The sequence below is a fragment of the Afipia dichlorophenoxyacetatis genome, assembly GCF_055386385.1.
In genome coordinates this window covers 5,589,785-5,607,715 of sequence record NZ_AP029250.1, presented here as the reverse complement: position 1 = coordinate 5,607,715, position 17,931 = coordinate 5,589,785, and the positions used below count along the sequence as shown (strand labels likewise).

15 protein-coding genes are annotated in these 17,931 nt (G+C 58.9%); 7 read left to right on the top strand and 8 right to left on the bottom strand.

Annotated elements, in window-relative coordinates:
- Positions 1 to 3: 3 nt before the first annotated feature.
- The 7 genes from ACZ5C3_RS26325 to ACZ5C3_RS26295 all read right to left on the bottom strand — a co-directional run bounded on the left by ACZ5C3_RS26325 (position 4) and on the right by ACZ5C3_RS26295 (position 7,157).
- Positions 4 to 1,230, bottom strand: a complete 1,227-nt coding sequence (locus tag ACZ5C3_RS26325) for an ABC transporter substrate-binding protein (protein WP_464034047.1) — start codon at positions 1,228 to 1,230, stop codon at positions 4 to 6.
- 192 nt (positions 1,231 to 1,422) lie between these two features.
- A complete protein-coding gene (locus ACZ5C3_RS26320) occupies positions 1,423 to 2,646 on the bottom strand; it encodes an ABC transporter substrate-binding protein (RefSeq protein ID WP_464034046.1) in 1,224 nt (407 codons plus the stop codon).
- Positions 2,647 to 2,655: 9 nt separating this feature from the next.
- On the bottom strand, positions 2,656 to 3,675 hold the full coding sequence (locus ACZ5C3_RS26315; protein WP_464034045.1) for a branched-chain amino acid ABC transporter permease: 1,020 nt from the start codon (positions 3,673 to 3,675) through the stop codon (positions 2,656 to 2,658).
- A 1-nt stretch (position 3,676) separates the two neighbouring features.
- Positions 3,677 to 4,555, bottom strand: coding sequence for a branched-chain amino acid ABC transporter permease (locus ACZ5C3_RS26310; RefSeq protein WP_464034044.1), 879 nt, complete (start codon positions 4,553 to 4,555; stop codon positions 3,677 to 3,679).
- A 173-nt stretch (positions 4,556 to 4,728) separates the two neighbouring features.
- Positions 4,729 to 5,442 (bottom strand): ABC transporter ATP-binding protein, encoded by a 714-nt coding sequence (locus tag ACZ5C3_RS26305; RefSeq protein WP_464034043.1) that lies wholly within the window; start codon positions 5,440 to 5,442, stop codon positions 4,729 to 4,731.
- The gene (locus ACZ5C3_RS26300; protein ID WP_464034042.1) at positions 5,439 to 6,236 is read right to left on the bottom strand and encodes an ABC transporter ATP-binding protein; all 798 of its coding nucleotides are present in this window, start codon (positions 6,234 to 6,236) and stop codon (positions 5,439 to 5,441) included. Before ACZ5C3_RS26300 ends, ACZ5C3_RS26305 begins: the two co-directional genes overlap by 4 nt.
- Positions 6,237 to 6,275: 39 nt before the next feature.
- On the bottom strand, positions 6,276 to 7,157 hold the full coding sequence (locus tag ACZ5C3_RS26295; RefSeq protein WP_464034041.1) for an IclR family transcriptional regulator: 882 nt from the start codon (positions 7,155 to 7,157) through the stop codon (positions 6,276 to 6,278).
- Between the two features lie 126 nt (positions 7,158 to 7,283).
- Between ACZ5C3_RS26295 and ACZ5C3_RS26290 the strand changes: the two genes are divergently transcribed.
- The 7 genes from ACZ5C3_RS26290 (at position 7,284) to glpK (ending at position 17,044) form a co-directional block, all read left to right on the top strand.
- Positions 7,284 to 9,371 carry a 3-hydroxyacyl-CoA dehydrogenase NAD-binding domain-containing protein gene (locus ACZ5C3_RS26290; RefSeq protein WP_464034040.1) on the top strand — a complete coding sequence of 696 codons (2,088 nt, stop codon included), beginning with the start codon at positions 7,284 to 7,286 and terminating at the stop codon, positions 9,369 to 9,371.
- Between the two features lie 3 nt (positions 9,372 to 9,374).
- Positions 9,375 to 11,051 carry a dicarboxylate--CoA ligase PimA gene (pimA, locus tag ACZ5C3_RS26285; protein ID WP_464034039.1) on the top strand — a complete coding sequence of 559 codons (1,677 nt, stop codon included), beginning with the start codon at positions 9,375 to 9,377 and terminating at the stop codon, positions 11,049 to 11,051.
- Entirely contained in the window at positions 11,048 to 12,232 is a 1,185-nt protein-coding gene (locus ACZ5C3_RS26280) for an acetyl-CoA C-acyltransferase (protein ID WP_464034038.1), read from the top strand. The genes pimA and ACZ5C3_RS26280 overlap by 4 nt, the downstream gene beginning before the upstream one ends.
- A gap of 27 nt (positions 12,233 to 12,259) precedes the next feature.
- The gene (gene pimC, locus ACZ5C3_RS26275) at positions 12,260 to 13,447 is read left to right on the top strand and encodes a pimeloyl-CoA dehydrogenase large subunit (RefSeq protein ID WP_464034037.1); all 1,188 of its coding nucleotides are present in this window, start codon (positions 12,260 to 12,262) and stop codon (positions 13,445 to 13,447) included.
- A gap of 14 nt (positions 13,448 to 13,461) precedes the next feature.
- Positions 13,462 to 14,604: a pimeloyl-CoA dehydrogenase small subunit gene (gene pimD / locus ACZ5C3_RS26270; protein ID WP_464034036.1), complete on the top strand. Its 1,143-nt coding sequence runs from the start codon at positions 13,462 to 13,464 to the stop codon at positions 14,602 to 14,604.
- Between the two features lie 20 nt (positions 14,605 to 14,624).
- On the top strand, positions 14,625 to 15,398 hold the full coding sequence (locus ACZ5C3_RS26265) for an SDR family NAD(P)-dependent oxidoreductase (protein ID WP_464034035.1): 774 nt from the start codon (positions 14,625 to 14,627) through the stop codon (positions 15,396 to 15,398).
- Between the two features lie 140 nt (positions 15,399 to 15,538).
- Entirely contained in the window at positions 15,539 to 17,044 is a 1,506-nt protein-coding gene (glpK, locus tag ACZ5C3_RS26260; protein ID WP_464034034.1) for a glycerol kinase GlpK, read from the top strand.
- A 74-nt stretch (positions 17,045 to 17,118) separates the two neighbouring features.
- On the opposite strand, the gene ACZ5C3_RS26255 is transcribed toward glpK, so the two are convergent.
- Positions 17,119 to 17,694: a hypothetical protein gene (locus ACZ5C3_RS26255; RefSeq protein WP_464034033.1), complete on the bottom strand. Its 576-nt coding sequence runs from the start codon at positions 17,692 to 17,694 to the stop codon at positions 17,119 to 17,121.
- Between the last annotated feature and the right edge of the window lie 237 nt (positions 17,695 to 17,931).

Genomic DNA, 17,931 nt, shown 5'->3' with positions numbered 1-17,931 from the left:
AAGTTAGCCGCCAACTTCACCGCTGATAATGTCGCCAAACAGATGCCAGCGCTCGCCCTGGAAGCGCATCAACTGCAATTGCTCGATGGGCGCGAAGTCTGTCGGACTGGTGTTGAGCGTGATGCCCGGCAAGATGCCGTCTTGCTGAAGGCCTTTCAGGTTGGCGGCCTGCTTCATCACGTTCTCTCGGGTGAGGTTATCGCCGCACGCCTTGAGGACGTGCACCAGCGTTTGCGCGGCATTGAAGCCGTACATAACCGAACCGTCTTCGCGGTTACCTTCCGGGAAGTTCTTCGCCAGGAACGCGTCGAAGTTCTTCATTCCCGGATCGTCTTTCCATTGCGGGTCAGTCGCATCCTTCGCGTAGGCCGCGGAAATGACGTCCTGGGCGTTGTTATAACCGGCCGGCTTGATGACGCTGCCGACAGACGCTGCAACGTTGTTGAGAATGAACAACGGCTTCCAGCCAAGCTCCGCCACCTTCTTGATGGACTGAGCTCCGAACTTCGGCGTGGTGAAACTCATGAAGACGTCCGCGCCCTTGGATTTCAGCGTGACGATCTGGGTATCAACCGTTGGCGAGGTCACTTCATAAGGTTCTTCGGCGATGATCAGGCTGGCCGCTTTCGCGCCCAGGCCATCCTTCAGGCCTTTCAGCATGTCTTTGCCGAAGTCATCGTTCTGATAAAGAATGCCGATCTTGGCGTTCGGCTTTTCCTTCATCAGGTACTTGGCGTAGATGCGGCCTTCGCTCTGATAGTTGGGCTGCCAGCCCATGGTCCAAGGAAACTCCTTCGGATCGTTCCACTTGGTCGCGCCGGTCGCAACAAACAGCTGCGGCACTTTTTTGGCATTCATGTACTTCTGGATGGCTGAATTCGATGGCGTGCCCAGCGAATTGAATATGAAGAGAACTTCATCACTTTCGACAAGCTTGCGGGCTTGCTCGACTGCTTTCGGCGGGCTGTAGCCGTCGTCGTAAGAAACAAAATTGATCTTGCGACCGTTGATGCCGCCCTCGGCATTAACTTTATTGAAGTAGGCGGCCTCGGTTTTGCCGATGATGCCGTAGGCGGAAGCGGGTCCGCTGTAAGGCATGATATTGCCGATTTTGATTTCGGTGTCCGTTACACCCGGATCGTATTTTTTTTGAGCAAGTGCGCCGCTGCATGTGGCTGCGAGAATCGTGAACGCAGCCGAAAGTACTGCTAGTCCAGACTTGGTCCTCATTCGCTTACTCCCTGATCGTGTTCGTTTCCTCTTGTCTTCTTTGTTCGTTTCTTCTCTTTAAAGCTCTTTCTGGCTTCACGAATATTCAATACCTTTTGCCGAAGCCGTTCAATAAAAAGCCCCCTGCGACAACGTCGCAGAGGGCTCATTTATTAGTCGTATGAAGTCGAATCGTTTCGCAGCGCGAAGAGATTATTGGCTGAGCTCGCCGCTGATGACCGGTCCGAACAGCTCGTACTTGTCGCCGGCGAACTTCATCATCTGAAGCTGTTCGATCGGATAGAAATCCGTCGGGGTGGTGGTGATGGCGACGCCCGGCAACAGCGTGTCCGGCGCAAAGGCCTTCAGGTTCGCCGCCTGCTTCATGATGTTTGCACGGGTCAGGTCGTCACCGGCCTGCTTCAGGACCTGCACAATAGTCTGGGCCTGACCGTAGCCGTAGACAACCGAACCGTCGGTCTTGTTCATGTCTGGGGCATACTTGGCGAGGAAGGCGTAGAATTTCTTCATGCCTTCATCATTGTCCCACTGTGGATCTGCGCCGTCCTTGGCGTATGCAGCGGACAGCAGGCCCTGTGCGTTTTCGAACCCAGCCGGCTTCAGTACGCTGCCAACAGACGCGCCGACATTGCTCTGATAGTAGGTCGGCTTCCAGCCACTTTCTGCAACCTTCTTGATCGCCTGAGCCGCGAATTTCGGCGTGGTGATGCTGACGAAGACATCGGCGCCGGTCGCCTTGAGCTTGATGATGTGCGAGTCGATGGTCGGCTCGGATACCTCATAGCTTTCTTCCGCGACGATCTGCGAAGCCTTCGCACCGAGACCGTCCTTGAAGCCCTTCAGCAGGTCTTTGCCGAAGTCGTCGTTCTGATACATGACGGCGATCTTGGCGTCAGGCTTGGTCGCCACCAGGTGCTTGCCGTAAATCCGGCCTTCGCTCTGGTAGGCCGGCTGCCAGCCCATGGTCCAAGGGAAGTCTTTGTAATCGCCGAACTTGGTCGCGCCCGTAGCGACGAAGAGCTGTGGCACCTTCTTGGCGTTCATATACTTCTGGATCGCCGAATTCGATGCAGTGCCGAGCGGTCCGAAGATGAAGAGCACTTCATCGCTTTCGATCAGCTTGCGGGCCTGTTCCACCGCCTTCGGCGGGCTGTAGCCGTCATCGTAGGTGATGAAGTTGATCTTGCGGCCGTTGATGCCGCCTTGCTCGTTGATCATCTTGAAGTAGGCTTCTTCCATCTTGCCGATCACGCCATAGGCCGAAGCCGGGCCGCTGTAAGGCATGATGTTGCCGATCTTGATCTCGGTGTCGGTCGCGCCCGTATCGTATTTCTTTTGCGCGAGGGCGCTGCCGCTCGTCACGGCCAGCGCGACGGCTGCTGACAATGCTGCGACGCTGAGTCTGGTAGAAAGCATTTTCTCTCCTTAGGATTTCTTCATTTTTCGAAACAGAGCTTCGATGGTGTAAGCGACTTGCCTCGCGCCGTGTGGCACGAGGAAGATGACGGCGATCAACAGCACGCCAAACACGGCGCCTGAGAGGCCTTTGGAAATCCCCTCCGCAACGTTGGGGACGAACACGATGAACGCGGATCCCGCAAGCGATCCCGGCAACCAGCCGACGCCGCCGACCACCATGCCGAGAAAAATCGCGATGGCTAATTGGATGGTGAAGCTGTCAGGCGCAACGAACTGCACCACGATGGCGCCGAGTGCTCCGGCGATGCCGGTGAACGCCGCGCTGATGCCGAAGGCCAGCGTCTTGTAAAGCGGCAGGTCCACGCCCATGGCGGATGCCGCAATCTGGTTATCGCGAATGGCCATCATGGCGCGTCCCGACCGGCTGCGCAGCAGGTTCAGGGAGAGCACATAGATCACGAGCGCGATGAACAGTGTGAAATAATAGAGCCACATGTCCTGCGACATCGGCAGGCCAAAGGGCGCATCGGGCTTGGTCACGACCAGGCCTTGGACGCCGCCGGTCCACGGCTCGAACACACCAAGCTTAAGGAGCTGCGGCATCGCAACCGCGAGCGCGAAGGTCGCTAGCGCGAGATACACGCCGCTCAGGCGTAGCGCCGGGAAGCCGAACAGAAAGCCGAACACGAAACAGATCATGCCCGAGGCCGGAATGGTCAGGACATAGTTGAAATTGTAGTGCTCCATCATGATCGCAGCGGTGTAGGCGCCGACTGCGTAGAATGCGCTCTGTCCCAGCGAGAACTGACCGCTGCCACCGGTCAGAATGTTGAGCGCGAGAATGGCGATTCCGTAGATCAGCACCATCGTCATCTGGAAGATAATGAAGTTCTTCACAAACAGGGGAACAACGAGCAGTAGCGCGAGCAGAATCAGCGACGCTGTCGTGCCGACCGTCATCGTCTTCTTGGAAACGGCGGCTCCGACGGCTGCAGGTTTGGCGAGAGAGTCCTGAACTGTGCTCATATTACACTCGCTGAACGATTTTGCGGCCGAACAAGCCGGAAGGTTTGATGACAAGCACGACAATGATGAGGGCCAGTGCGATCGGTAGCTTCAATTCGTTGCCGACGCCGGGAATGTAGGTGCCCACCAAGTTTTCGAAGATGCCGACGAGGAAGCCTCCGACCACGGCGCCAAACGGGCTGGTAAGGCCGCCGAGAACGGCTGCCGCAAAGCCATAGAGGAGAATGCCGCCCATCATGTTGGGTTCCAGGAACACGACCGGGGCGATCAGCATACCGGCGATGGCGCCGATGGCGCTCGCCATCCCCCAGCCGAGGGCGATCATCCAACTTGTGTTGATACCGACGAGGCGTGCGGATTCCGGCAGCGATGCCGCGGCGCGCATGGCGAGGCCGATGCGCGTGAAGCGAAAGAATCCGTACAGCAAGAGCAGCAGCACGAGCGTGACGCCGATCATTCCCGCCTGATGGGTGCTGATCAGCTGGCTACCGAGGAAGCCGGATGAACCGAACGGCGACGGAAACTGCTTGATGGTGAAATCCCAGGTCAGGCCGGCGACGCTGTTGAGAATCGCGAACAGTGCGATGAAGCCAGCGACATGGACGAGCACGGGCGCATTGGTCAGCGGCTTGAACAGGGTCCGTTCGATGACGATGCCGCCGACAAACGAGATGACAAGCGTGAGGAGAAATGCCGGCCAGAAGCTTAGGCCCCACTGCATCAGCTGCCAGGCAATGAACGTCGAAAACATCGCCATTTCGCCCTGGGCGAAATTGAGATGGTCGATGGCCTGATAGATCATGACCACGGCAAGGGCCATACAGGCGTAGATTGCGCCTGTGGCGATGCCAGCCAGGACTTGGTTGGTAAACAGTTCCATGGGCTGATCCCCTGGTGGCCCGATTCCGACGTTCGTATGTTTTTGCGGCACTCTCTGATACGAACGTTGGAATCAAAGGGCCACCAATTTAGTAATTAAGCTAGTGCGGCTTTGGATTTGACGTTCGCATGAAGTACTCGCCGAAGCATGGAGCGAACGTCACATCCGTCGCACTAGTATCCGAGATAGGACTTACGGATATTTTCGTCGTTCGCGATCTCGTTGGCATTGCCCGACATCACGATGCGGCCGGTTTCGATCACATAAGCTGTCTGCGCGATCTCAAGGGCGAGCTGCGCGTTTTGCTCCACCACCAGGATCGAGACTTTGTCCTCGCGATTGATCTTGCCGAGGATGCCGAAGAGGTCACGCACAATAAGAGGCGCGAGTCCGAAGGACGGCTCATCCAGCAGCATCAGCCGCGGACGCAACATGAGCGCGCGAGCGACCGCCAGCATCTGCTGTTCGCCGCCTGACAACGTGCCGGCCTGCTGCGTATGCCGCTGCTTCAGCACGGGGAAGTGCGCATACATGCGCTCGATGTCGCTTTCGATCGCCTTCTTGTCGTTCCGAGAGATCGCGCCGAGCTGGAGATTCTCTTCGACTGTCATGTTGGTGAAGGTGCCACGGCCTTGAGGCACGTGCGCGATACCAAGGCGAACAATGTTCTCGGTCGACTTGCCGGCCAGCGGCTTGCCTTCGAATTCGATCGTGCCTGTTGAGCGGATCATATTGCAGATCGCGCGCAAGGTCGTTGTCTTGCCGGCACCGTTGGCGCCGAGCAGCGTGGTCACTGTGCCCTCATTGAGCGAAAGCTCCAGTCCATGCAGAGCCTGGACCTGTCCATAGTAAGCGCGCAGATCCTTGATCGTCAGCAGCGTGCTCATGCGTCCTTGCTCCCGAGATAAGCCTTGATAACGTCGGGGTCAGACTGTACGGCGGCAGGCGTGCCTTCAGCGAGTTTCTTGCCAAAATTGAGTGCGACGACGTGATCGGCGATCGACATCACCAGTCCCATGTGGTGTTCGACCAGAAGAACAGTGATGTCGCGTTCATCGCGAACGCGCCGGATCAAATCACCGAGGCTGTAGACTTCTTCGTGATTGAGGCCGCCCGCTGGTTCGTCGAGCAGCAGGATCTTCGGCTCGGTCGCGAGTGCGCGGCCGAGTTCGACGCGCTTCTGCGTTCCGAATGGAAGTCCAGCGACTTCACGATCGGCGACGTCATGCAGATCGAGGTAGGTCAGAATTTCATCGACCTTGACGTTGAGTTCGCGTTCTTCGCTCCGAACCCACGGCAGCTTCAGCGCATCGCTGATGATATCGCTCTTCGTGCGGGAATGTCCGCCGATCCGGATGTTGTCGCGCACTGTCAGGCGCGGAAACAGCGCAACGTTCTGAAACGTGCGGCCGATACCAACAGCGGCAATCTGCGAGGGTTGGCGGTTAAGGATGCTTTGTCCCTCCATCAGGATATCTCCTGTGGTGGGTTGATAAAGTCTGCTGAGGCAATTGAAGAGAGTTGTCTTGCCGGCACCGTTCGGGCCGATCAGGCCGAGGATCTGGCTCTTCTTCATGTCGAACGAGACGCCATTTAACGCAACGATGCCGCCGAACACGACGCTGACGTCGCGAACCGCAAGCAGGGGATCCTGTCCCTGCGCAACCTGTGCCTGCGTCATACGCCGACGCTCACAGCCTGCAAACCGCGGCTATTGCGGTTATCCAATCCCCTCAATAACACGCGCAACTTTCCCTCCTGACGATTTCAGTTTCTTTGTGTCGGCAATTTCTTTGTTGTGTGGTCTGCGCATGACGTTGCCCGTCATTGCGGCTTCTATGTTCCTTACCATCGCGACAAGGCGCGGGCCAATGTCGCTCAGCAACGCCTCTTCGGTGAACTTAAACGCCGGCGCGCCGCAGTTGAATGCGTAAGGTCCTGTGCCGTCGTTCAACTTTAGTGCGACGCCTACAGCATGAATATCGTTGTGCCACTCTCCCGCGGACATGGCGAAACCATGCTTGGCAACCGTTTCGCCTGCGCGCTCGATCCCCTCGCGGATTTTTGGCCAGCGATTTCCGACATGCTCTTTGATGTCGTGCATCAATTCGGCGCGCTGTTCGTCCGGCAGCGCCCAAAGGTAAGCGCGTCCCATCGCAGACGTTGCGATCGGAACACGCGATCCGACATCAAGTAACACACCCACAGTAAGTTCACTGCGGCTCTGCCCGAAATAGATCATGCTGAGCCGATCGCGCGCGCCAATCGCAACTGCGCCACCGGTTTCTCGCATCAACTGATCACGATACGGGTCGGACACATGGCGGACGCCCATGTTTGCGAGTGCGGCGTAGCCGAGCGCCATGGCTGCAGGAGCGAGCTGATACTTCTCGAACCGCGGCACCTGCGTGAGATAACCAAGCTTGGTGAGCGTGTAAGTCAGTCGCGAAATAGTTGGCTTCGGTAAATTTGTGCGCGCGGCAATCTCTTGGTTACCGAGGAGCCCGTCATTGGGGCGAAACGCGCGCAAGACATCGAGGCCTCGCGAGAGTGCCACGACGAAACTGCGATCGGTCGCAGATTTCTTTGGTGCCCGTTTCATGTTCCGCTGCATGGATGGTCTTCGTTGACAAGGCACGTGCTTCAAAATATGCCTCCATGTCAAGATGTGGAATTTAGTTCCGCTCTGCGAAATAAACGAAAAGGCCTCGATTTTAGGGAGAGTTGCGTGAGCGAAGTGGTCAAGGTGGAACGTCATGACGCAGTTGCAATCGTCACGGTCGACAGTCCTCCAGTGAATGCACTGAGTGCTGCAGTGCGAAAAGGCATCCTTGAAGGGGTCAAGAATGCCGCTGCTGACCAGCAAGTTCAGGCGATCGTCATTGCGTGCGCGGGGCGCACCTTCATTGCAGGCGCCGACATCACCGAGTTCGGCAAGCCGCCCCAGTCACCAAGTCTTCACGAGGTGATTGTTGGGATTGAAAATTCTCCGAAGCCGGTGATCGCGGCTATTCACGGCACTGCGCTTGGCGGTGGATTGGAACTGGCGCTCGGATGTCATTTTCGCGTCGCGGTGAAGGACGCAAAGCTCGGTCTTCCAGAGGTAAAGCTCGGTTTGTTGCCAGGCGCCGGTGGCACGCAGCGTCTTCCGCGCGCGGTCGGTCCGGAACTCGCGGTCAAGATGATCGTCACCGGTGATCCGATCGGTGCGCCGGACGCGTTGAAGGCTGGTTTGATCGAAGAAATCATTGAGGGTGAGCCGGCAGTTGGCGGGGAGGCGTTTGCGCGCAAGGTGCTGGCGGAAAAGCGTCCGCTGCGCAGGCTCCGTGACGACGATGCGAAGCTCGCCGCTGCGAAGGCTGATCGCTCGATCTTCACCAACGCGGCAGCTGCGGCAAATAAGCGCAATCGTGGTCTGCATGCGCCGCTCGCTGCGGCCGAAGCGGTGAGCTTCTCCCTCGACACGCCGTTTGATGAGGCCCTGAAGAAGGAGCGCGACTCCTTCCTCAAGCTGATGAATGGCGATCAGTCGAAAGCGCAGCGTTATGCCTTCTTCGCGGAGCGCGAGGCTGCAAAGGTGTCCGGCGTTCCGGAAGGAACCAAGCCGCGCAAGGTTGAGAGCGTTGCCATTATCGGCGCCGGGACCATGGGCGGCGGCATTGCGATGTCATTCGCCAATGCCGGCATCCCGGTAACGCTGATCGAGACCGGCGAGGAGCAGCTCAAGCGCGGCCTCGGCATCATGCAGAAGAATTACGAAGCCACCGCGGCGCGCGGCGGCATTCCGGCGGATGCGCCAGCCAAGCGCATGGCGCTCATCAACGGTGTCGTCGGCCTCGAGAATGTGAAGAATGCAGACCTCATCATCGAGGCCGTGTTCGAGACGATGGCGATCAAGAAGGAAGTTTTCACCAAGCTTGATCAATACGCCAAGCCAGGTGCTGTGCTTGCCAGCAACACCTCGTATCTCGATATCAACGAGATCGCGGCGATCACCAAGCGTCCGCAGGATGTGCTGGGTATGCATTTCTTCAGCCCGGCCAACGTGATGAAGCTGTGCGAAATTGTTCGTGCTGAGAAGACCGCTCCGGATGCGCTGATGACGGCTGTTGCCGTTGCGCGCCGGATCGCCAAGGTGCCGGCGGTGGTGGGCGTTTGCGACGGCTTCGTCGGCAACCGCATGCTGGCGGCCCGTTCCAAGCAGTCCGAGAAGTTCCTGTTTGAAGGTGCTCTGCCGCAGCAGGTCGACGCCGTGGTCACTAAGTTCGGCATGCCGATGGGGCCGTTTGCTATGGGCGATCTCGCCGGTCTCGATATCGGCTGGCGTTCGCGCAAGGATCGCGGCATCAAGTCGGAAATCGCGGATGCGCTTTGCGAGGCGGGTCGCTTCGGACAGAAGACTGGCAAAGGCTACTACAAGTACGAAGCCGGCTCGCGCGCGCCATTGCCGGATCCGGAAGTCGAAAAGCTGATCGAGGAGACTTGTGCGCGTCTTGGCCTCAAGCGCCGCACCATCAGCGATGATGAGATCCTGGAACGCATGATCTATCCGATGGTCAACGAGGGCGCGCGCATTCTTGAAGAAAAGATCGCATCGCGCCCCAGCGACATCGACGTCATCTGGCTCTACGGCTACGGCTGGCCGATTTATCGTGGTGGCCCGATGTTCTATGCTGACCAGGTTGGCCTGAAGCACATCGCGGACCGGCTGTCATTCTACGCCAAGCAGACCAACGATCCGTCACTCGAACCGGCGCCGTTGCTGAAGCGCCTTGCAGACGAAGGCAAGACATTCGCGTCGCTCGCCAAGGGTTGATCGATGATGCACCCCGGGGAGCAGTATTACCCGGAAGGTGTGCGCTGGGATGCGTCTATCGCCCGCGGCACCTTGCCGGATCTGCTGTCGAAGGCGGCCTCCGATTTTGGATCGCGCATTGCGATTGAATTTCGGGACCGCCCGATCACCTTCGTTGAATTGAAGGATATGGCTGACGTCACGGCGTCAGCCTTTCTGCGGGCCGGCTACGGCAAGGGCACGTCGATTGCGCTCTTTCTCGGTAACACGCCGGATCATCCGATCAATTTCTTCGGGGGGCTGACAGCCGGTGCGCGCATCGTGCATCTCAGCCCGCTCGACGGAGAGATCGCGCTGTCACACAAGCTGACGGATAGCGGCGCACGCGTGCTCGTGACCTGCAATCTGGCGGCATTGATGCCGATGGCATTGAAGTTCCTGAACAAGGGACTGCTCGATCGCCTGATCGTTTGCGAAGATGCCCGATGGGGCGATGTCGGCAACACGGTCGCGGCAATCCCGGATGATCCGCGGATTGTGACCTTCAAGCAGTTCGTCGAAGGTGCGCAGCCGCCAGCGTCGTGGCCGTCCATCAGTGCCGACGATATTGCATTGCTGCAATATACCGGTGGGACCACAGGGCTGCCGAAGGGGGCGATGCTCACGCATGGCAACCTGACGTCGGCAGTGTCGATCTATGATGTGTGGGGCGCGAAGGCGAAAGCCGAGCGCAACACCATCGAGCGTGTCATTCTGGTTCTCCCGCTGTTCCACATTTACGCGCTGACGGTGGTGCTGCTGCGGAACATCCGCAACGGCGACCTGATCTCGATGCATCAGCGCTTCGACGTTCACGCGGTGATGCGTGACATTGAGGAAAAGCGCGCCACGTATTTTCCCGGCGTGCCGACCATGTGGATTGCCATCGCCAATCTGCCGGATCTCGACAAGCGTGACCTGTCATCGCTGGCCTCCGCGGGGTCAGGCGGCGCGCCGTTACCTGTCGAGGTTGCGAAGGTTTTCGAGAAGAAGACGGGGCTTACGCTGAAGAGCGGGTGGGGCATGACTGAGACCTGTTCACCGGGCACGAGTCATCCTCCGGAAGGGCCGAACAAGCCGGGCTCCATCGGGCTCATGTTACCAAGCATCGAAATGGACGTGGTGTCCCTGGATGATCCGAAGCAGGTCTTGCCTGTCGGAGAGACCGGGGAAATCCGTGTCCGTGGTCCGAACGTGACGCGCGGCTACTGGAATCGAGAAAAGGAAACCGCTGAAGCCTTTGTCGGCGATCGCTTCCTGACCGGCGACATCGGTTACATGGACGGCGACGGCTATTTCTATCTGGTCGATCGCAAGAAGGACATGATCATCTCCGGCGGGTTCAACGTCTACCCGCAGATGATCGAGCAGGCGATTTATCAGCACCCTGCAGTCCAGGAAGTCATCGTCATCGGTATTCCGGACGAATATCGCGGAGAAGCCGCGAAGGCATTCGTGACGCTGCGTGCCAACGCAACGCCATTCACCATCGAAGAACTGCGCGAATTCCTGACCGGCAAACTCGGCAAGCACGAACTGCCGGTGGCCGTCGAATTCGTGAAGGAACTGCCGCGTACGAGTGTCGGCAAACTGTCCCGCCACGAACTACGCTCTCAACAACGCAAACAGTCGCAACCACTAGTCACAGGAGGTCACCCATGACCGAGGCCGTTATCGTTTCCACTGCGCGTACACCCATCGGCAAGGCCTTTCGTGGTGCTCTCAACAACACCGAGGGCGCGACCTTGCTCGGTCACGCCATCTCGCACGCAGTGTCGCGCGCCGGCATCGAAGGTGCCGAAGTTGAAGACGTGGTGATGGGCTCTGCTCTGCAGCAGGGCGCAACCGGCGGCAACATCGCGCGCAAGGCGCTGCTTCGCGCAGGTCTTCCCGTCAGCGTTGCCGGTACGACGATCGATCGTCAGTGCGCCTCCGGCCTGCAGGCGATCGCGCTGGCTGCGCGCTCGGTGATCTACGACGGCCTCGATATCGCCGTTGCAGGCGGCGGTGAGTCCATCAGCCTCGTGCAGAACGAGCACATGAACAAGTTCCACGCAGTCGATCCAGAACTCGTGGCGATGAAGGGCGACGTTTACATGCCGATGCTCGACACCGCCGAAGTGGTGTCGAAGCGATACGGCATTTCGCGCGAGAAACAGGACGAGTATTCACTCGAGAGCCAGCGCCGCACGGCCGCTGGGCAGCAGGGGGGCCGCTTCAAGGAAGAAATCGCGCCAATTTCGACCAAGATGGCCGTGGTAAATAAGGATACTAAAGAAGTGTCCTTCAAGGATATCACCTTGTCGCAGGATGAAGGCCCGCGTCCGGAAACCACTGCAGAAGGTCTTGCTGGCCTGAAGCCGGTGCGGGAAAACGGCCACATCACCGCAGGCAATGCCAGCCAGCTCTCGGACGGCGCCAGCGCGGCTGTCGTGATGAGCGACACAATGGCAGCAAAGAAGGGTCTCAAGCCGCTCGGCATTTTCCGTGGCTTCGTCTCCGCGGGCTGCGAGCCGGACGAGATGGGTATCGGCCCAGTGTTTGCGATTCCACGCCTGCTGCAGCGTCACGGCCTCAAGATCGATGACATCGACATCTGGGAGCTGAACGAAGCTTTCGCCGTGCAGGTGATCTACTGCCGCGACAAGCTCGGCATCGACCCAGAGAAGCTCAACGTCAACGGCGGCTCGATTGCTGTCGGCCATCCGTATGGCATGACCGGTTCGCGTCTGGCTGGACACGTGCTGATCGAAGGCCGTCGCCGCAAAGCGAAGTACGGCGTCGTGACCATGTGCGTCGGTGGCGGCATGGGCGCAGCCGGACTGTTCGAAATTCTCCAATAACGGATTTCAGCTCTCAAGGAGGGTCCGATGGATCTTAGCTTCACCAAGGAAGAACTGGCATTTCGCGATGAGGTGCGGACCTTCTTCAGGGAAAACGTTCCGGCATCGACGCGCCAGAAAATGCAGGAAGGCCGGCACCTCGGCAAAGAGGATATGGTCAACTGGCAGCGTATTCTGAACAAGAAGGGCTGGGCGGTGACGCACTGGCCGAAGGAATACGGCGGCACCGGGTGGACGCCGGCGCAGCACTATATCTTCAACGAAGAAATGCAGATGGCGCCGGCACCGTCGCCGCTGCCTTTCGGCGTCAGCATGGTTGGTCCGGTGATCTACACGTTCGCCAACGAGGCACAGAAGAAGTACTTCCTGCCTCGTATCGCGAACATTGATGATTGGTGGTGCCAGGGCTTTTCGGAGCCTGGTTCGGGATCAGACCTCGCCTCGCTCAAGACCACGGCGAAGCGTAAAGGCGATGTCTGGGTGATTAATGGCCAGAAGACCTGGACCACGCTGGCGCAGTATGCCGACTGGATCTTCTGTCTCTGCCGTACGGACCCGACCGCCAAGAAGCAGTCAGGCATTTCGTTCATTCTGGTCGACATGAAGTCGCGCGGCATCACCGTGCGCCCGATCCAGACCATCGACGGCAGCCACGAAGTCAACGAAGTCTTCTTCGATGACGTTGAGGTGCCGGTCACCAATCTTGTCGGCGAAGAAAACAAGGGTTGGGATTACGCCAAGTTCTTGCTCGGCAACGAGCGTACCGGCATCGCCCGCGTTGGCGTGTCCAAGGAACGCATTCGCCGCATCAAGGAATTGGCCGCCAAGGTCGAATCCGGTGGACGGCCGATGATTGAGGACGACAAGTTCCGCGAGAAGCTCGCCGCCGTCGAGATCGAGCTGAAGGCGCTCGAACTGACGCAATTGCGCGTCGTTGCCGATGAAGGCAAGCACGGCAAGGGCAAGCCCAATCCGGCATCGTCGATCCTCAAGATCAAGGGTTCCGAAATCCAGCAGGCCACAACTGAACTGATGATGGAAGTCATCGGGCCGTTCGCCGCGCCTTACGATGATCACGAACATGGTGCGAACGAGGCGATGGATTGGACCGCGCAGATCGCGCCGAGCTACTTCAACAATCGCAAAGTCTCCATCTATGGGGGCTCGAACGAAATTCAGCGCAACATCATCACCAAAGCCGTTCTCGGTTTGTGAGTTGAGGAATTAAAATGGATTTTGATTTGTCCGAGGAGCAGCGGCTCCTGAAGGATAGCGTGGACGGTTTGCTCGCGGATTCCTACGATTTTGAACAGCGTAAGAAGTACGTTGCCGAAAAGGGGGGCTGGAGCAAAGCTGTCTGGGGTAAGCTCGCGGAGCAGGGTTTGCTTGGTCTGCCGTTCTCCGAGGAAGATGGCGGCTTCGGCGCCGGTGCAATTGAGACCATGATCGTCATGGAAGCGATGGGCAAGGCACTCGTGGTGGAGCCTTATATTGCGACCGTTGTGCTTGGCGGTGGCTTCCTGCGTCACGGCGGCTCAGCCGAGCAGAAGGCTGCTTATATCCCGTCGATCATCGACGGCAGCAAAACGCTCGCCTTTGCCCAGCTCGAAAAGAACTCGCGCTACGATCTCGGCGATGTCTCGACCACGGCCAAGAAAAAGGGCGACGGTTGGGTTATCGACGGCGACAAGTTCGTTGTCCTCAATGGTGACTCGGCGGATACTCTGATCGTGACCGCGCGCACCAAGGGCGGCCAACGTGATCGCAACGGCATCGGTGTGTTCCTGGTGCCCGCCGACGCGAAGGGCGTCACGATCAAGGGCTATCCGACCCAGGACAGCCTGCACGCCGCTGATATCACGTTTGCCGGCGTCGAGGTCGGCGCAGATGCCGCCATCGGAGATCCCGAGAACGCGCTGCCGCTGATCGAGCAAGTCGTGGACGAAGCCCGCATCGCGATGTGCGCTGAAGCTGTCGGAGCGATGGATGAATCGTTGAAATCCACCGTCGAGTATCTCAAGACACGCACACAGTTTGGCGTTGCAATCGGTACGTTCCAAACCCTTCAGCACCGTGCGGCGGATATGTTCGTGGCGCTTGAACAAGCCCGCAGCATGTCGATGTTCGCCACCATGGCCGGCGCATTCACCGATGCGAAGGAACGGGCGAATGCGGTGGCGGCTGCGAAAGTGCAGATCGGTAAGTCCCTGAAGTTTGTCGGCCAGCAGGCGATCCAGCTTCACGGCGGCGTCGGCATGACCATGGAGTTCAAGATCGGCCACTACTTCAAGCGGCTGACCATGATCGAGAACACCTTCGGGGACACCGACTATCACCTGCGCCGCGTCAGCGAGCAGGGCGGTCTGATCTGATAGCAATCGGAGACACAGCCATGACAAAGTCGCCATTCGATCTGGCGGGGAAGGTGGCTGTCGTCACCGGTTCAAGCCGCGGCATCGGCCGTTCGTCCGCGGAGCTTCTCGCCCGTATGGGTGCGAAGGTCGTAGTCTCGAGCCGCAAGGCTGACGCCTGCCAGGAAGTAGCCGAGGGCATTCGCAAGGAGGGCGGTGACGCACACGTCATCGCCTGCAACATAAGTCGCCGCGACGAAGTCGAAGCGCTGATCAATGGCACCATCAAGCATTATGGTCAGCTCGATATTCTCGTCTGCAACGCGGCGGTGAATCCGTACTACGGACCGCTGCTCGACATCACCGACGAGGCGTTCGACAAGATCATGGGTTCGAACGTCAAGAGCAACATCTGGCTATCGAGCCTCGCGATCCCGAAAATGGCCGAGCGTGGCGGCGGTTCGGTCGTTATTATTTCGAGCATCGGCGGCCTTCGTGGTTCGACCGTCATCGGCGCTTACGGCATCTCGAAAGCGGCTGACTTTGCATTGTGCCGCAGCCTGGCCGGCGAATGGGGTCCGAAGAACGTACGAGTCAATTGCATCGCTCCGGGTCTCGTGAAGACCGATTTTGCGCGCGCGCTGTGGGAAGATGAAGCCAATCTCAAGCGACGTACCGCAACGACACCGTTGCGCCGTATCGGCGAACCGCACGAGATCGCTGGTGCCGTTGTCTATCTGGCGTCGGATGCTTCGACCTTTATGACCGGGCAGACGATCGTCATCGATGGTGGCGTAACCACAGCGGCTGTCTGATCTTTACCTAACGCGAAATCTTAAAAAGGGGCTCCCTGTCGGGAGCCCCTTTTTGTATGTGCTGCGCGGGTTGACGGATGCGGTGGCTTTCGGTTTGCTTGCGCCCAAGAATGGAAACGAAAATGTTTTGAGGAAACGACATGGCGTCCCATATTCTGGCCATCGACCAGGGCACCACATCATCTCGCGCCATTGTCTTTCGCGCTGACATCTCGATCGCAGCGCAGGCGCAGCAGGAATTTCAACAGCATTTCCCGGCGTCCGGTTGGGTCGAGCATGAGCCTGAAGATATCTGGACCTCGACAATTGCGACCTGCCGCGAGGCCATGCGCAAAGCCAACGTCAAAGCGGCTGATATTGCCGCCATAGGCATCACCAATCAGCGCGAGACCACGGTGGTGTGGGATCGCGCAACTGGCCGCGCCGTGCATCGGGCTATCGTCTGGCAGGACCGGCGAACGGCGGAGTTTTGTGCCAAGCTGAAAGCTGAAGGACATGAACCTGCCATCAGCGCCAAGACCGGTCTCATCATTGATCCCTATTTCTCCGGGACGAAGGTTGCCTGGATTCTCGATCACGTGCCGGGTGCGCGCGAACGCGCCGAGCGCGGCGAACTGATGTTCGGCACGGTGGACAGCTATCTGCTGTGGCGGCTCACCGGCGGCAAGGTCCATGCGACGGACGCGACCAATGCCTCGCGCACACTGCTGTTCAACATCCACACCGGTCAGTGGGACGACGATCTGCTCAAGCTGCTGCGCGTGCCGCCCTCGATGCTGCCGGACGTGCGCGATTCATCGGCCGATTTCGGCGAGAGCGTTCCGGAATTGTTTGGTGGCGCCATCGCGATCCGCGGCATCGCGGGTGACCAGCAGGCGGCAGTCATCGGTCAGGCGTGCTTTACGCCGGGTATGATGAAATCGACCTACGGCACGGGCTGCTTTGCTCTGCTGAACACCGGCACCACGGCGGTGGCTTCCAAGAACACGCTGCTGACGACGATTGCCTATCAGTTGAATGGCCAGCGGACCTATGCGCTGGAAGGCTCGATCTTTGTTGCGGGCTCTGCGGTGCAGTGGTTGCGCGACGGCCTCGGCATCATCAAGCACGCCAGTGAAACGGGGCCGCTTGCGGACCGCTCCGATTCCATGCAGTCGGTCTATCTCGTGCCCGCATTTGTTGGGCTCGGCGCGCCTTACTGGAATCCACGTGTGCGCGGTGCGCTGTTCGGGCTGACGAGAAACACGGGACCAGCGGAACTTGCGCACGCGACGCTGGAGAGCGTGTGTTATCAGACTTACGATCTTTGGGCTGCGATGCGCGCCGATTGGCCCGAGGCGTCGGATGCGAATACGGTGCTGCGCGTTGACGGCGGCATGACCGTATCGGATTGGACCATGCAGCGTCTCGCAGACTTGTTGGATGCACCGGTGGATCGACCCATGATTCAGGAAACCACGGCGCTTGGTGCGGGCTATCTCGCCGGGCTTGGCGCGGGTGTCTATCCTGAACCCGCACGCTTTGCCGACAGCTGGCGGCTCGAACATCGCTTTAAGCCCAATATGAGCGAAGCCACGCGCACACGGAAACTCAAAGGGTGGTCGCAGGCGGTGAAGGGCGTGCTGGCGAGTGATCCAGGCGAATAGAGCTGCACATACACCAAACGGCGGCTGTGCAGCCGCCGTTTGAGTTCATAGCGGACCGAAATCTATCCCAGTGATTACTGACAGATCGCGCCGCTCTTGGTGATGCTTCCCGGACGGCACGAGAAGCCATTTCGTGCGTCAAAGTCTGGTGAGCCAGGAATTGCGACGCCGTCATAGTTGTACGTGGTATAGCCATAGCCGCCGCCATAACCCGGGTTACCCCAGCCCATGGTGTCTGCGGATGCATAAGATCCGCCATAACGCACGCGGCTGCCATAACCGGCGTCACCATAATAGCCCGTGTTGTAGTACGGCCCGCCGCCAAACGGCGCGGTTGCTACCGCGCCTGCGGTATTCACAGCGCCGGCAGTAATTGCGCCGGCTGTGCCGATGGCGCCGCCGACAATTCCCCCAGCAACGGCTCCCGGCGCGAAACCGGTGTCGCGGCGATCCCAATTGTCGCCTCGATAGGCCATGCGATCGCGAGCCATTTGGCGGTTCTGCATGGCGCGGGTCTGCATGCGCGCGTGATGCTGCGTACCCTTCATGTGCGCGCCCGACTTGGTGCGCACATTGTCCTGCGCCATGACAGGGGTGGCTATCAGTGCACTCACAGCCGCTGCCGCGGCGAGCAATGTCACCTGCTTCATTGTTGAACTCCTTATTTTTGAGGGACGAAATAGACTCGTCTTCAACCCAGCGCGCGGCTCGCTGTTCCCTGCTCCGTATCAATTGACATCACACACACGTGAGGGTTTCGAGTTCCGTTTCCTGCGGCTCGACATGACAGGATATCGTCTGCCGCTAACGTGCAGCAGACGCTTGGGTTCTCAGATTGAGACAGTACGGCTGCCGCAACTAGTGTGGCGTCTCGCAATTTCCGACCG

Excerpts from the sequence above, each read along its gene's own strand:
- ACZ5C3_RS26325 (WP_464034047.1), bottom strand. The coding sequence starts at position 1,230 with ATGAGGACCAAGTCTGGACTAGCAGTACTTTCGGCTGCGTTCACGATT.
- ACZ5C3_RS26320 (WP_464034046.1), bottom strand. The coding sequence starts at position 2,646 with ATGCTTTCTACCAGACTCAGCGTCGCAGCATTGTCAGCAGCCGTCGCG.
- ACZ5C3_RS26315 (WP_464034045.1), bottom strand. The coding sequence starts at position 3,675 with ATGAGCACAGTTCAGGACTCTCTCGCCAAACCTGCAGCCGTCGGAGCC.
- ACZ5C3_RS26310 (WP_464034044.1), bottom strand. The coding sequence starts at position 4,555 with ATGGAACTGTTTACCAACCAAGTCCTGGCTGGCATCGCCACAGGCGCA.
- ACZ5C3_RS26305 (WP_464034043.1), bottom strand. The coding sequence starts at position 5,442 with ATGAGCACGCTGCTGACGATCAAGGATCTGCGCGCTTACTATGGACAG.
- ACZ5C3_RS26300 (WP_464034042.1), bottom strand. The coding sequence starts at position 6,236 with ATGACGCAGGCACAGGTTGCGCAGGGACAGGATCCCCTGCTTGCGGTT.
- ACZ5C3_RS26295 (WP_464034041.1), bottom strand. The coding sequence starts at position 7,157 with ATGAAACGGGCACCAAAGAAATCTGCGACCGATCGCAGTTTCGTCGTG.
- pimA (WP_464034039.1), top strand. The coding sequence starts at position 9,375 with ATGATGCACCCCGGGGAGCAGTATTACCCGGAAGGTGTGCGCTGGGAT.
- ACZ5C3_RS26280 (WP_464034038.1), top strand. The coding sequence starts at position 11,048 with ATGACCGAGGCCGTTATCGTTTCCACTGCGCGTACACCCATCGGCAAG.
- pimC (WP_464034037.1), top strand. The coding sequence starts at position 12,260 with ATGGATCTTAGCTTCACCAAGGAAGAACTGGCATTTCGCGATGAGGTG.
- pimD (WP_464034036.1), top strand. The coding sequence starts at position 13,462 with ATGGATTTTGATTTGTCCGAGGAGCAGCGGCTCCTGAAGGATAGCGTG.
- ACZ5C3_RS26265 (WP_464034035.1), top strand. The coding sequence starts at position 14,625 with ATGACAAAGTCGCCATTCGATCTGGCGGGGAAGGTGGCTGTCGTCACC.
- glpK (WP_464034034.1), top strand. The coding sequence starts at position 15,539 with ATGGCGTCCCATATTCTGGCCATCGACCAGGGCACCACATCATCTCGC.
- ACZ5C3_RS26255 (WP_464034033.1), bottom strand. The coding sequence starts at position 17,694 with ATGAAGCAGGTGACATTGCTCGCCGCGGCAGCGGCTGTGAGTGCACTG.